This window comes from Vibrio zhugei (assembly GCF_003716875.1).
In the GTDB taxonomy this organism is placed as follows: Bacteria; Pseudomonadota; Gammaproteobacteria; order Enterobacterales; family Vibrionaceae; genus Vibrio; species Vibrio zhugei.
Map to the genome: position 1 here is coordinate 920,165 of NZ_CP033077.1, position 13,077 is coordinate 933,241.

The following is a 13,077-nucleotide window of genomic DNA, read 5'->3' on the forward strand; positions in this document are numbered from 1 at the left end:
GTATATCTCCTTATGCCCTTAGCGCGCATTATTATATAATTATCCATTTTAAACAATAAAATTAAAACAATGGTTTATTTAATTGTGATGTCAGTCTTTATTGCTTTATGGTGGGCCATCAAGCCCGACTTTCTGACTATCGGAGGGGAAAAGCCAGCATTGCGCTGGCTTGGGATTACTAAGTCACATCCGGTTCAATCTTGGCATTAAAGCAATGATTTCACATAAGCGGCAATGTCAGGTTTTTGGCAGTGAGTGAAAAAGCATTCTTGGAAGCGAGGGCCTGCGATGGCTGTCTTAACGAGTTCTTGATCGATGGCGCGTAGCGTATCGAGATAGTTATCTTTAACTACGGCTTGTTTTACCGCGTTAAGGATACTGGCATTACGTTGTTGCGGCTCTGCTCGCTCTTTGGGGTAGCCTTCTCCACGTACGCCAGTGAATGCTTTCTCGAAAATATAGCGTACATTCAGCTCGGCTCCCCAACCAAACCCTTTCGCAAAGGCGAGAGCTAATGCATTACCATTATTGATTTGATTGAATAGAAAGGCATCGGAAGGATCTAAACAATAGCCACATACCACTCCAGGATGGACATTCAAAGACATCATCGCCCCTTGACCTGTCCCACATCCAGCGACGACGAAGTCAACCGCCTGCGAGTTTAATAGTAGGCTTGCCATGATACCGAGGTGAATATAGGTGAGATGATGGTCATTGTCATCACACATCCCGACGTTATACACATCGTGATTTAAAGGCTCTGTTACGGTATTGAGTTCATTGAGAATCGTGGCATTTTTTGCCGCCTGACTGTTTTCCATCATTAGTGCAATTTTCATCATTGTGTCTCCTTTGGAATGAATCCGTATTGATAACCGTGCAAGAGGTTATGCGATAAAATCCTTGCGCATCGGGGTAAAGGTATCGAGCAAGACGCCTTTTTCTAAACACACACAACCATGCTCGATATTCGGTTGTTTATAAAGAACATCCCCTTGATTAACGACTTTTTTCTCGTCACCAATGGTAAATTCGAAAGACCCCGACAACACGTAGGTCAGTTGTTCATGAGGGTGGTGATGTAGAGCGCCAACCGCGCCTTTTTCAAAATGTACCTCGCACGACATAATATGCTCGCTATATGCCAGTATCTTACGGCTTACGCCGTCACCTAAGTCTTCAAGTTTTACATCGCGGTTATAAACAAACATGATGGCCTCCCATATAGGATTTACAGTGCTTGGCGAGCGAGTGCCCGTTTCTTGTCACGAGCTAAGCGGTAAATCGTCAAGCTATTGATTGAAAGTAATGTGGCTTCGAGTAAGGTTCCACCGATGGACCCGACGAGGATGTTGTTAATTAACCAACATACGGCTCCAATAATGAACGCGACTCGCATTGCGATGCCTGTTAAGGTAAAAATGGCAATTGTGCCAATGGTCATACCAGCCATGGACCACAAGTCATACCAATGTTCTGCAGTGTGTAGGCTGAGGCTGACGCCAATGACAACGAATATTCCCGCCACCCATTTGGATGACGTATAAAGTGCGCTTGCCGTACGGCAGGCAGATAGACCCGTGCTCAGCGCAGAGACGGGCGAGCCAAGTAGCACAAAATGCACAAGGTGATTGAGGTTAAAAACCAGCATCACTATTTTGAGTCGGCGGTCATTTTCTTGATAAAACGTCGAAATGCCCAACCCAAAACTCACCAAGCCTAGGCATTGTGCGAAGTCATAAACCGTCACTCAGTTATCCTTTATGATTTAGCGTGCCAACCAGCCACCATCGACCGCAAGCGTATATCCATTCACATAGTCTGACGCGTTTGAAGATAAGAACACACAAGGGCCTGCAAGATCATCTGGAGTACCCCAACGCCCAGCTGGAATGCGTTCGACTATTTCTTTATTTCGCTCCGTATCGGCTCGTAGTGCTTCGGTATTGTTGGTCGCCATGTAACCCGGAGCGATCGCATTGACATTGATATTGTGTTTGGCCCATTCGTTGGCCATTAAACGGGTAATTCCCATCACACCACTTTTCGCCGCGGTATAAAACGGTACGCGGACACCGCCTTGGAACGATAACATCGACGCAATGTTGATGATTTTTCCACCGGTTTTTTGGGTGATGAATTGTTTTGCTACCGCTTGAGACATAAAAAAGACGGATTTCACATTGATATCCATGACGTCATCCCAGTCTTGTTGAGAAAATTCGATCGCATCGGCTCGGCGGATGATGCCTGCATTGTTGACCAGTATGTCAATCTGACCAAACTCAGCGACAGCGCGTTCAATAATCGAGGGAATGTCATCGAGTGTCATGAGATTGGCACGAATATCGAGAAACTGAGCTCCGATTGCAGCAAGTTTTTGCTGTGTATCCGTGGGGGCCGAGAGGTTGACACCGACGATATGACAGCCTGCTTGTGCTAATCCTAATGCCATACCTTGACCAAGACCGGTATTACAACCCGTGACAATGGCCACTTTGCCTTTAAGACTGAATGATTCAAGAACCATAGTAACTTCCTTACGAAAAGATGAAGAAATACCGACCTAATCTCGGTGTAGGTATTCATCATGTTCCATAGGAAAACGCTTTGCAATTTTTATTGAAAAGATGTTTCAAAAATCTTGATTCAGATCTTCTTTTTTATTCATTGAGCTGTGCAAGGTTTCAAAATTCTGAAAAGGCTTTTTAAAAATACTGGTACGTCAATAACAAGTCGCTATAATGTGGAGATAGCTAAAAGGGGATTATGAATGGAAAAATCAACTCAACCAGAAGCGGTATCGTCGGTATTAAAAGTATTCAGTATTTTACAGGCTCTTGGTGAGCAAAAGGAGATTGGTGTCTCTGAGTTGTCACAGCGCTTGATGATGTCCAAAGCGACAACCTATCGATTTTTGCAGACCATGAAGACGCTAGGGTATGTGTCACAAGAAGGTGAGGCGGATAAGTATTCTTTAACACTCAAGTTGTTTGAACTCGGCTCGAAGTCTTTAGAGTATGTCGACATTGCCGAACTCGCCAATAAAGAAATGCAGTACATCAACCAGCAAACCAATGAAGCTCTGCATTTAGGTGCGCTCGATGACAATGCCATTATCTACGTACACAAGATTGACTCAGGTTATAATCTAAGAATGTACTCAAGAATTGGGCGTCGTAATCCTTTGTACAGTACGGCAATTGGTAAAGTTTTGCTGGCAGAGCGTGAAGAAGAATTTGTTCGTCGTACCTTACGCGACGTCGAATTTGTTCAAAATACCCCGCGGACCGTGCGCAATGTTGATCAGTTATTAGCAGAACTGGCGATAGTACGTGAACAACATTTTGCCGAAGATAATGAAGAACAAGAGCAAGGTTTACGCTGCATTGCGACGCCAGTGTATGACCGATTTGGCAGTGTGATTGCGGCGGTCTCTATGTCTTTTCCAACGATTCGCTTCGATGAATCGCGTAAGCTTGAATACGTTACTATGCTGCATCGAGCCTGCCGCACTATTTCTGAGAACCTTGGTTTTTACGATTACCCAGTATAAAAAATGTGAAAAAGCCAGCATCCAAGATGTTGGCTTTTTTGTATTATGAGGATATTAAAACACCGTTTTAAAATTAGAGGTGGTGCTTGAATTCTTCATTAATACCTAACATTTACGACTTTCTTATCCGTTTGGATCCCTTTGATAAGATTCCCTCTGGCATTGTCATGTCGTTGGCCGAACACGTAAAAGTTCGTTACTTAGCTGCCGGCGAGCGAATTGAATTTAGCGTGCTTTGCGAGGATAAATTTCTCTATATTATTCGCTCAGGGGCGATCGAACAGCGCCACCCTAGTGGGCAACTGCGTGCGCGCTTGGGGGCGGATGATCAATTTGGTTTCACGTTTTTAGCCCCGCTGACTCACGCAGAAGAGGGTTATCAAGCCACGGCAATCGAAGACTCTTTATTGTATCTAGTTCCTCATCACCAAGTTCAACAAGTTTGTAAGAAACATCCCGAATTTGCCGATTACTTTGCGGGACAAGCGACACGTCGTTTGCACTCAGCAGTGGGCGTTGGCGCGTATGAAAATGAAAAGGGTCTGTTTTATCAGCGTGTCTCGGAAGTTGCGAGTGATAATATTACTGTGGTGGAGTTAGGGACGTCAATTCGTCATGTGGCTGAGCGAATGAGTGGTTATGATAAGTCGATGCATAGCTCATGTGCGGTGGTGGTGGAGAATGGCAACATTATCGGTATCTTAACGGATCGTGATATGACACGCTGCGTAGTCGCCAAAGGCATTGAAACCCATCGCCCGATAGACGATGTAATGACCCGTAACCCGCTGGTGATCCAAGCCGATGATAAGGTGATTCAGGCCATTTCTCTGATGCTGGAACATAATATTCGTTGTTTACCGGTGATGAATGAGCAGCGTGTCGTTGGCTTATTGACCACATCGCATTTGGTCCACAACCACAAAACCCAAGCGTTATTTTTGCTAGAAAAAATCAAATACGCCAGCTCAGAGCAGGCCTTGATCGCATTGAAAGACGAAAAATATACGATTTTCCAAGCGTTGGTCGAGGGGGGCGTGAGTGCCGAAGTCCAAGGGCGTGTGATGTCGATGATTATGGATGCGTTCACTCGCCGCTTAATTCAAATGAGTGAGGACTTACTTGGACCGCCACCGTGCCGCTATGCATGGGTTGTCGCGGGCTCACATGCCAGAAATGAAGTTCATATGTTGTCGGATCAAGACAGCGCTCTGGTCTTGGCGGACGAAGCGAAACCGGAGTATCAGTTGTATTTTCGTCATTTGGCCATGCGTGTGTGTAATGGTTTGGCAGCATGTGGGTATCCATTATGCGATGGTAAGTATATGGCTGCCTCACCGAAATGGTGTCAGCCTCTAAGTACATGGAAATCGTATTACACTAAGTGGGTGGCGAGCCCCGAATACAATCAATTGTTAAGTATTAGTGTCTTTCTTGAGGTTCGTGGTATTCATGGAGATATGAATCTGGTGACAGAGATGCAACACCATTTACATCGTTGCCTCCAAGATAGCCATACCTTTTTACCCGCATTAGTGAGAGACGCGATTGACACGCAGCCACCTCTTGGCATTTTTAATCACCTCGTCTTAGAAAAAGGCGGTGAAAACAGCCACACTTTAAATATCAAAAAATATGCCCTGAATTTGATCATTGATTTAGCGCGCATTTTCTCATTATCGGTGGGGGGCAGTATGACTGGAACCGAAGCCCGTTTTATTTACGCTGCCGAGAACGGTGCGATGTCGGAGGACAGTTGCCAAAACATTATTGGCGCGTACAAATTTATTACTCAAGTACGCTTTCAACACCAATTACAAGCGATTAAGCAGAATAAAACGCCTGATAATCACATTGAACCTGACAGTTTTAGTAGTTTTGAGCGTAAGCATCTAAAAGATGCCTTTAAAATGATCAGTGAGTTACAAGATGTTGCCAAACTGCGATTCATTAAGGGATGATCATGATTGCCTTTCTCAGACGACGGCTTAATTCGGTGCATCGTATTGAAAAAATTCATCAAAAGTTAGGTCAGCGGACCGATCTTGCATCAGGAATGGAGCAATTTGCCCGAATACCGCTACCCAATGTAAATGATGTTGTTAGCGACATGCCCATGCTGTCATTCGATTTTGAAACCTCGGGCGTTGATGCTACGCAGGACCAAATCCTGAGTGTTGGGTGGGTGCCGATGACCGATCACGTCATGGACACGGATGCGAGTGAAGAAACGTATATCTACCATGATCAATACGTGAATGCTCGCTCGGCAGAAATTCATCAATTAATGCCTCACGCCCTTGCTCACGGTCAGGCGCTAGAGCGTGTCATGGAGGCACTATTTGCGCAACTGGCAGGAAAAGTGGCGCTGGTGCATGGCGCCTGTATAGAAAAAGCCTTCATTGATGACTATGTTCAACGCCGTTATCAATTGCCCGAGTTGCCGTGTTGGTGGATAGACACGCTTCATATTGAAAAACGCTTCACTTTTCATGGGCGAATGCAAACCGCGAGCGAACTCGACCTGAGTGCTCTTAGGCAGCGTTATAAGCTGCCAGCGTATAGGGCTCATTCTGCCTCGCTCGATGCTCTGGCAACTGCGGAATTATTTACCGCACAACTACGAACGCTCTTCAAAGGGCATGTACCGCAGTTGTCGGAGCTGATTCTTTGATTCCATTGAGCCTGCATTTTGATAACCATTTCGCATTTTTTGGCCGCGACACCGTTATAATAACCCTGCTATTTTTGTGTTTATTGAGGTAGGGATGGCAAATAAGCCGGATCGCATGACTGCTATGCATAACATTATCGACGCAGTGAAAGCAGAGTTTCCTTTATATCAAGCGGATACCTTTGTGTGCGGGCCAGATAATGAATGCCAAGGGTGTCCGAAGAAACTGATGGAATTAGTCGATACAGAGCTGACGTATTGGGAAAATGCGATGAGTCGTGGTATTACACCGACGTTTGATGAGCTGCGCCAATTCGGCAAAATGTGCAAAAACGTTCGGCGTGGCTTAGTGAGAAATCAGCGCATACCTGCTGAGCCACACCATGGTTAAAACTGTGACGCTTTTTTAAGGTTGCCTACTGGCTTGTTTCTCCGTTCTTAAGCATATGGCTTAGAAAACTTAAAAAATCTTGCACGATAGACGGTGGTTTTCTGTGTGACATCACTTGTAACTGAATACTGCGCTGCAACAACGATGGCTCTTGCATCGGTATTAATACCAAGCCATCTCGTTTGGCGATTCGGCTGACACTTAACTCGCCACATAGAGCGATAGCATCGGTATTCTCTTTGGCATAGGTATACAGTGCCCCCATAGAGTTGGTGGTTAGAGCGGGGGTAATACTAATGCCGGCTAAATGACACGCAATATCGAATAAGTAACTTAAGGTGGTACCAGGCTCGGATAGGACCAGTGGGTAATTCGCTAAATCACGAACACTGAGCTGCGTGTTGTTGGCTAAAGGGTGGTTGGCTGACAGTAATGCTGAAATTGGCGCGGGGGATTGTAAGGCGACCGCGACACCTTGTTCGATTTGCAAGCTGAATGTGAGCGCGGCATCGACCACGCCTTCTTTCACCAATTGGGTCGCTTCTGCTGACTCAACCACCTTAAGAGAAAAAATCGCATTGGGGTTTTGAGCGCGAAAGCACGCCATCACGTAAGGTAAAAAGTCCCAAGCCATCCCTTCGGGACTCGCCAAAGCAATAGATTGCATTTTGACGCTGTCTAGTCCCTTCATTTCCGAAATCACGTTGCTTAACTCGACGGTATTGCGCAGCGAATAGGTATAAAGAACTTCTCCCGCCGACGTTAATGACATGCCACGTGGTTTTCTTTCAAATAAAGTCACATCAAGCTGAGCCTCTAGCTGACTGATTTGTCGACTGATGGCTGAGATGGCGACGTGCAGTTGTTCAGAAGCGGCCGAGAGAGAGCCAGTCTGGGCAACGGCATGGAAATATTTCAAAGAGAAGTCATGCATAATGGTTCTTTCTATTTTTGATAACAATTTTTTGCCTAATTGATAATTGTGGCAAAGTTTTAGTCATCATATGCTAATCCGATATAGCAGAGCGAGTGTTTTACGCGAAAACAGGGATAAATCATGACACAATCGAGCGATATCGGACGTGCCGCAGCGGTTACGCTGGCAAAGCAGACTCTCCACAATGGTGAATTTTACCAAACACTTTCCCGGCGTGTGGCGATGGCAACGGAAAGTCAGAACCCAGATGCAGCAGAAGCGCTGTCGGTTTATCTGACCCAAGAGATCGAGCCTTACCTGACCCAATTGGGGTTTGAGTGTGAGCAGTTTAATAATCCAGTCGCGGGCAAACCGCCATTGATGATCGCAACGCGCATTGAATCGGCATCGAGTCACACTTTATTGCTGTACGGGCATGGTGATGTCACTGATGGTCAAGCACAATTGTGGATGGACGGCACGCATCCTTGGGAGTTAACGCAGATTGGCGACAAGTTATTCGGACGTGGTACTGCGGATAATAAAGGCCAACACACCATCAATTTAATGGCGTTAGAAGCGGTGCTCAAGCAGCGTGAGGGTCAGCTTGGTTATAACGTTAAGATATTATTCGAGATGAGCGAAGAAGTCGGCTCAATCGGCTTAGAGCAGTTTTGTCGCGAGCATCAAGACGCGCTACAAGCCGATGTGTTTCTGGCGTCAGATGGGCCGCGTTTGAATGCCGCAACGCCGACCATTTTCTTGGGATCTCGTGGTGTATGTCAGTTTCGCTTACGGTGTCAGACGGGCAATGGCGCGCGTCATTCAGGGAACTGGGGAGGCGTGATCACCAATGCCGCTATCCGCCTTAATCATGCGTTAGCCACGTTAGTTTCCAAAACAGGCCAAGTGCTGCCTGCTGTGCTCAAAGCGCCAGAGCCTCAAGGTTTGGTGGCGAATATGATGCAAGCGTTACCGGTGGGTGGCAATGAGGGCGATCCGACATTGAACGAAGCCTGGGGTGAAACGCACCTGACGAAAGGTGAGCGATTGTTTGGTTCGAATACCTTAGAAGTGATAGCGTTCGGTGCGGGGAATATCGTTAAGCCCGTGGGGGCGATTCCAGATTCGGCTGAAGCCGTTTGTCATTTGCGCATGGTTTCTGGCACTGATTGGGAAAATCTCATTGCCAATCTTCAGGCGCATTTTGTCTCCCACGATTTCGATGACATTGAAGTGATTTATGAAGGGGGATATAACGCGACACGCTTAGACCCGAGCCATCCATGGGTTCGCTTTGTGCAAGACTCGATGCAAGCCTCACTAGAGCAAACGGTGACCGTATTACCGAATTTAGGTGGAACCATCCCAAATCATTGTTTTGCAGATGTGTTAGCTTTGCCCACGGTATGGATGCCACACTCTTATCCGTCTTGTAATCAACATGCGCCGGATGAACATTTACTGGTCAGTGTCGTAGAACAGGGGCTGGCATCGGCGGCGGGCGTATTTTGGGATTTAGGTGAGAATTGGCCTGGTTAACCCAATGTTATGCCGACGATTTAAAAGGGCTCCTGTTGGAGCCCTTTAACTAATGGCAAAGAAGCTAACGAATGTTAAAGTGCTTACGAATAGCCACCATGGTCGCCAAGCTGACACAACACGTCAGTAATAGGTAATAGCTTGGCGCAAGCAAATCGCCAGTTGCACTGATTGACCATACCAATAACGCTGGGGTGAAGCTGCCGAATACCGTTGTTGCGATGTTATAGCTTAGAGACATACCGGTTGCGCGCACGTGGGTGGGAAACAGTTCAGACATCAATGCAGGTAAGCCACCAAAGTACATGGCTTTAAGAATACTGAGCCAAAAGAGTACGCTGGCGAGCATGATTAACGTTGGGTGGGTGGAGAGCAGTGTGAACGCTGGATAGACAGTTAAGAAGAACAGACCAGATGCAACGATCATTACGCGTGTACGACCAATGTTATCGGAGAGTGTCCCGATAAATGGTGTTAGCACCGTCAAAACTGCGTAACTGATTAATGTGCCACCGTAACCAATCGAACTGCTCATGCCTAAAAATTTGCTCGCATAGGTTGGCATAAAGATAATGGAATAGGTCACAGAGGTGGATAACATCATCGCACCAATGGTGTAAATGATGCTGCGTTTATGTGATTTAAACAGCGCAGCAACGGGCACCTTCGGTTCTTCTTCTTTGTGGGCAAACTCGCCCGTTTCTTCGATGTGGCGACGGATGTATAAACCGACTGGGCCAATCAGCAGCCCGAAGATGAAAGGAATGCGCCAGCCCCAGCTTTCTAATTGTTCAGTACTAAGCAAGGCGGTCAGTACCAAACCAAAACCAGCCCCTAATAAACCGCTGATCCCTTGGCTAGCGAACATAAAGCTAGACAGAAAGCCTTTACGCTCGGGGTATTGTTCAACCAACATTGCCGTGGTACTACCAAATTCGCCACCAGCTGAAAAGCCTTGTAGTAAACGAGCCAGTAAAATACCGATCGGTGCCCAGATACCGATACTCGCGTAAGTCGGCATGACCGCAATCAAAAATGTGCCGGCCATCATCAGCCAAATCGTCAGCAGCATGGCGGATTTTCGACCTGATTTATCGGCATAACTGCCGATAATAATCGCTCCGACTGGGCGAATTAAATACGACATTGCGAAGGTAAATAACGCCAGCATTAATGACAGTGTTGTATCATCTGTCGGGAAAAAGAGCTTAGAAATGGTTCCAGCAAAAAAGGCGTAAGCGATAAGATCAAACCATTCCAAGGCATTACCTATCGAGGATGCAATAATCAGTTTGTATAGTTTGCGATCTGAAAGTTTCTGGTTGGATTTCAAGGTCTGCTTATTAGCAAGTACGCCATCAGACATAAATTACTCCCTGTAATTAAATAGAATCGTCCGTTATTTTTCGATACTAGGAGGTTCAATGCTTTGGCACAATTGTTAATTTATGAATTCATCTTTGCTTTTTTTGCAAAGCAAAACATGGGAGGTTTATATCAGAGGGAAGCGTGAATAATCTGATGTAACGAATTCATTTTATTAGATTTTTAATGGTATGCCAGTTTTTGCATATCTGGGGCACATACTTGATAATAGCAAAGAGAAAAGATCGCGATTGCACTACCCAGTCTAGAAAAGTGCAGAGGATTGACTCGCTAAACTGGGTGGCAACGGGGATTAACGTGAGTTGATGAAACCCCGTCAGCCGTCTTATTTATCCCGTACGCAATGCCATAATCTCAGGGATGTTGTATGGTTGGCGATAGCGAATCAAGTCGGTTTCTTGAGTATCAATGGCGACAATCGACATTCTATCCGCTAATTCATTGCCTTCGATATCCACATGACCATTAACATGGTGAATTGTAATACGTGAGGCTAACGCTTGATATAAGCGGTAGGCGGGTTGAATGATCTCGAGATTTTTGATCTCTCCGCCGCTTTTTTTCCAGCCTTTTTTCTCCCAACCCGGTGCCCATTGTGTAATACAATCAATGGAATATTTCGAGTCACAGAAAATGGCAACCGATTGACCTAGGCTCAGTTTGTCTTGCGCCATTAAGAGGGCATGATGTAACCCATGCAACTCAGCGGTATTATTGGTGCCATAGGTTTGAAAGAGACCAAACCACAGTTCACTAAGCTGGTTATGTTCATAGACCGCTAAGCCAGTGCCTGCTTTGCCCGGGTTGGGTTCACACCCGCCATCAGAGAATATTTTGATATCAAACGGCATGGCTTCAATTTGTGCTTGGGTTAATGCCGCTGATTTGGCTTTTGTGGGCGGTTTAGTTGTTGCCGCTGTACGACGCACTGGCGCTGGCTGTGCGCCAAATGCTGCTTCTGCTTCGGCTAATGAAGGGTAGGATTTAAATTTTGCGCCCGTAAAACCGTCGACCTGTTGTTTGCATTGCTCCCAAGTCGTATAAATACCATGTTGACGGCCTTTCCAAACCACGTAATATTTTTTAGCCAAACCGTATGTTTCCCCTTTCTCAAATCAGAATGATGTCTCTCGCGACAAGTTTGCATCATCAGTCATCTTATTGATAAGGTCAATAGCCAACCGTGGTTGATATCGGGTTGCAGGAAACGTCGTGCATGCGCTGTTGAGCGTGGAATTCGATAGCATTTTTGAAATAGCGGTGTTTATAATCGCCGATAGCGATTCTCATTTGAAAAGGAATGAAACATGTCAAAAATCGTATTTATTACTGGGGCAACCTCTGGATTTGGCCGTGCCGCGGCCACCAAATTCGCTCAAGAAGGGTGGTCTTTGATCATTACCGGGCGCCGTGAAGACCGATTGCAAGCGATTGCCGAAGAGTTATCTCAATCGGTGCCAGTGCATTACCAAACCATGGATGTCAGTGATAAGGAGCAAGTGGCGGCCGTTATTGAATCGTTGCCTGATGCGTTTAAAGATGTGACCTGTTTGATTAATAATGCCGGATTGGCGCTGGCTCCGCAGCCTTCTCAATCGGTTGAGTTGGATGACTGGCATACGATGATTGATACCAATATCAAAGGACTTGTCAATGTGACACACGCATTGCTTCCCACTTTGATTCGAGTGGGTAATGGCACCTCTATTATTAACGTCGGTTCGATAGCGGGGGCATGGCCTTACCCAGGCAGTCATGTCTACGGTGCCACGAAGGCCTTTGTGAAACAGTTCAGTTATAACTTGCGGTGCGATTTATTGGGAACTGGGGTTCGGGTGACGGATATTGCGCCGGGCATTGCGGAAACGGAATTTACCTTGGTGAGAACCAAAGGGGATCAGGCGGCGTCGGATGCGTTGTATCAAGGGACCCGTGCACTCGCTGCGCAAGATATTGCCAATACGATGTTTTATGTCGCGACACTGCCGGATCACATGAATATTAATCGCATGGAAGTCATGCCGACCGATCAAGCGTGGTCGTTGTTCGCCATTCATCGTCAATAAATTCACACTGAGTGAGCGACTGGGCATGATTTGCTTCATGCCCAGTGTTTGACTGCAGGACTAAGCTTTATTTTTTACTGGTCCAGTTCTCACAGCCCGGTTGATTCTTATCAATCACTAAATCCCCTTCAACGGTAAAACGACTGTAACCAAACAGCAGTGCGAAGTGAGAGTAATCGGTGGTGACATCGGTCAGAGCGACCGCACAATGATCTTTTTCAATGGCATCGTCTGCGGCTTCTTTGATATTTGGGGTGCCGACTGGAATGAGCACAATAGCGCGTGTATCCGTTCCTGTGACGCGTTTTCCCTTGATGAAATCGCCACTGTTAAGATTCACATTTTTTGTTGAAGCGATGGTGAAGTCGGCAACGCGGGTTGAACAACCGGTTGTCACGAGTGTCGCCATCATTGCGCCGATTAGACATAATTTTTTCATTATTATTTTCCTAAGTTCGGGATAAATAGACGCGCAGGATAATATTCAATTCATTGCAATAAAACAATATCAAGTGATTGAATATTAAACAGTTATGTCATATT

At 46.1% G+C, this 13,077-nt stretch carries 15 protein-coding genes; 7 read left to right on the forward strand and 8 right to left on the reverse strand.

The window, feature by feature from the left end; all coding sequences use genetic code 11:
• Positions 1-69: 69 nt before the first annotated feature.
• A complete protein-coding gene (locus EAE30_RS18730; protein ID WP_164711786.1) occupies positions 70-210 on the forward strand; it encodes a hypothetical protein in 141 nt (46 codons plus the stop codon).
• On the opposite strand, the gene EAE30_RS04170 is transcribed toward EAE30_RS18730, so the two are convergent.
• From EAE30_RS04170 to kduD, 4 genes are read right to left on the reverse strand one after another with little or no spacing between them, the layout of a single operon-like run.
• Entirely contained in the window at positions 207-842 is a 636-nt protein-coding gene (locus EAE30_RS04170; RefSeq protein ID WP_123015008.1) for an RpiB/LacA/LacB family sugar-phosphate isomerase, read from the reverse strand. The genes EAE30_RS18730 and EAE30_RS04170 overlap by 4 nt on opposite strands.
• 48 nt (positions 843-890) lie before the next feature.
• Positions 891-1,214, reverse strand: coding sequence for a cupin domain-containing protein (locus tag EAE30_RS04175; RefSeq protein WP_123014807.1), 324 nt, complete (start codon positions 1,212-1,214; stop codon positions 891-893).
• A gap of 20 nt (positions 1,215-1,234) precedes the next feature.
• Entirely contained in the window at positions 1,235-1,753 is a 519-nt protein-coding gene (locus EAE30_RS04180) for a YgjV family protein (protein WP_123014808.1), read from the reverse strand.
• Positions 1,754-1,771: 18 nt separating this feature from the next.
• Entirely contained in the window at positions 1,772-2,533 is a 762-nt protein-coding gene (kduD, locus tag EAE30_RS04185; protein ID WP_123014809.1) for a 2-dehydro-3-deoxy-D-gluconate 5-dehydrogenase KduD, read from the reverse strand.
• A gap of 243 nt (positions 2,534-2,776) precedes the next feature.
• On the opposite strand from kduD, the gene kdgR reads away from it, so the two are divergent.
• The 4 genes from kdgR to EAE30_RS04205 all read left to right on the forward strand — a co-directional run bounded on the left by kdgR (position 2,777) and on the right by EAE30_RS04205 (position 6,624).
• Positions 2,777-3,559, forward strand: coding sequence for a DNA-binding transcriptional regulator KdgR (kdgR, locus tag EAE30_RS04190; RefSeq protein ID WP_123014810.1), 783 nt, complete (start codon positions 2,777-2,779; stop codon positions 3,557-3,559).
• 86 nt (positions 3,560-3,645) lie between these two features.
• Positions 3,646-5,520, forward strand: coding sequence for a DUF294 nucleotidyltransferase-like domain-containing protein (locus EAE30_RS04195; RefSeq protein ID WP_123014811.1), 1,875 nt, complete (start codon positions 3,646-3,648; stop codon positions 5,518-5,520).
• Between the two features lie 2 nt (positions 5,521-5,522).
• The gene (locus EAE30_RS04200; RefSeq protein WP_123014812.1) at positions 5,523-6,233 is read left to right on the forward strand and encodes an exonuclease domain-containing protein; all 711 of its coding nucleotides are present in this window, start codon (positions 5,523-5,525) and stop codon (positions 6,231-6,233) included.
• Between the two features lie 94 nt (positions 6,234-6,327).
• Positions 6,328-6,624 (forward strand): hypothetical protein, encoded by a 297-nt coding sequence (locus tag EAE30_RS04205; RefSeq protein ID WP_123014813.1) that lies wholly within the window; start codon positions 6,328-6,330, stop codon positions 6,622-6,624.
• Between the two features lie 25 nt (positions 6,625-6,649).
• On the opposite strand, the gene EAE30_RS04210 is transcribed toward EAE30_RS04205, so the two are convergent.
• The gene (locus EAE30_RS04210; RefSeq protein ID WP_123014814.1) at positions 6,650-7,558 is read right to left on the reverse strand and encodes a LysR family transcriptional regulator; all 909 of its coding nucleotides are present in this window, start codon (positions 7,556-7,558) and stop codon (positions 6,650-6,652) included.
• Positions 7,559-7,681: 123 nt separating this feature from the next.
• Between EAE30_RS04210 and EAE30_RS04215 the strand changes: the two genes are divergently transcribed.
• Positions 7,682-9,082, forward strand: coding sequence for a M20 family metallopeptidase (locus EAE30_RS04215; RefSeq protein ID WP_123014815.1), 1,401 nt, complete (start codon positions 7,682-7,684; stop codon positions 9,080-9,082).
• A gap of 64 nt (positions 9,083-9,146) precedes the next feature.
• On the opposite strand, the gene EAE30_RS04220 is transcribed toward EAE30_RS04215, so the two are convergent.
• Complete coding sequence (locus tag EAE30_RS04220) at positions 9,147-10,448, reverse strand: MFS transporter (protein ID WP_123014816.1); 1,302 nt, start codon at positions 10,446-10,448, stop codon at positions 9,147-9,149.
• A gap of 349 nt (positions 10,449-10,797) precedes the next feature.
• Positions 10,798-11,559: a ribonuclease H family protein gene (locus EAE30_RS04225; RefSeq protein ID WP_123014817.1), complete on the reverse strand. Its 762-nt coding sequence runs from the start codon at positions 11,557-11,559 to the stop codon at positions 10,798-10,800.
• A gap of 216 nt (positions 11,560-11,775) precedes the next feature.
• Between EAE30_RS04225 and EAE30_RS04230 the strand changes: the two genes are divergently transcribed.
• Positions 11,776-12,534: an SDR family NAD(P)-dependent oxidoreductase gene (locus EAE30_RS04230; protein ID WP_123014818.1), complete on the forward strand. Its 759-nt coding sequence runs from the start codon at positions 11,776-11,778 to the stop codon at positions 12,532-12,534.
• 67 nt (positions 12,535-12,601) lie between these two features.
• Here the strand turns inward: EAE30_RS04230 and EAE30_RS04235 are convergent, their stop codons facing one another.
• Entirely contained in the window at positions 12,602-12,973 is a 372-nt protein-coding gene (locus EAE30_RS04235) for a hypothetical protein (RefSeq protein WP_123014819.1), read from the reverse strand.
• Positions 12,974-13,077 lie beyond the last annotated feature (104 nt).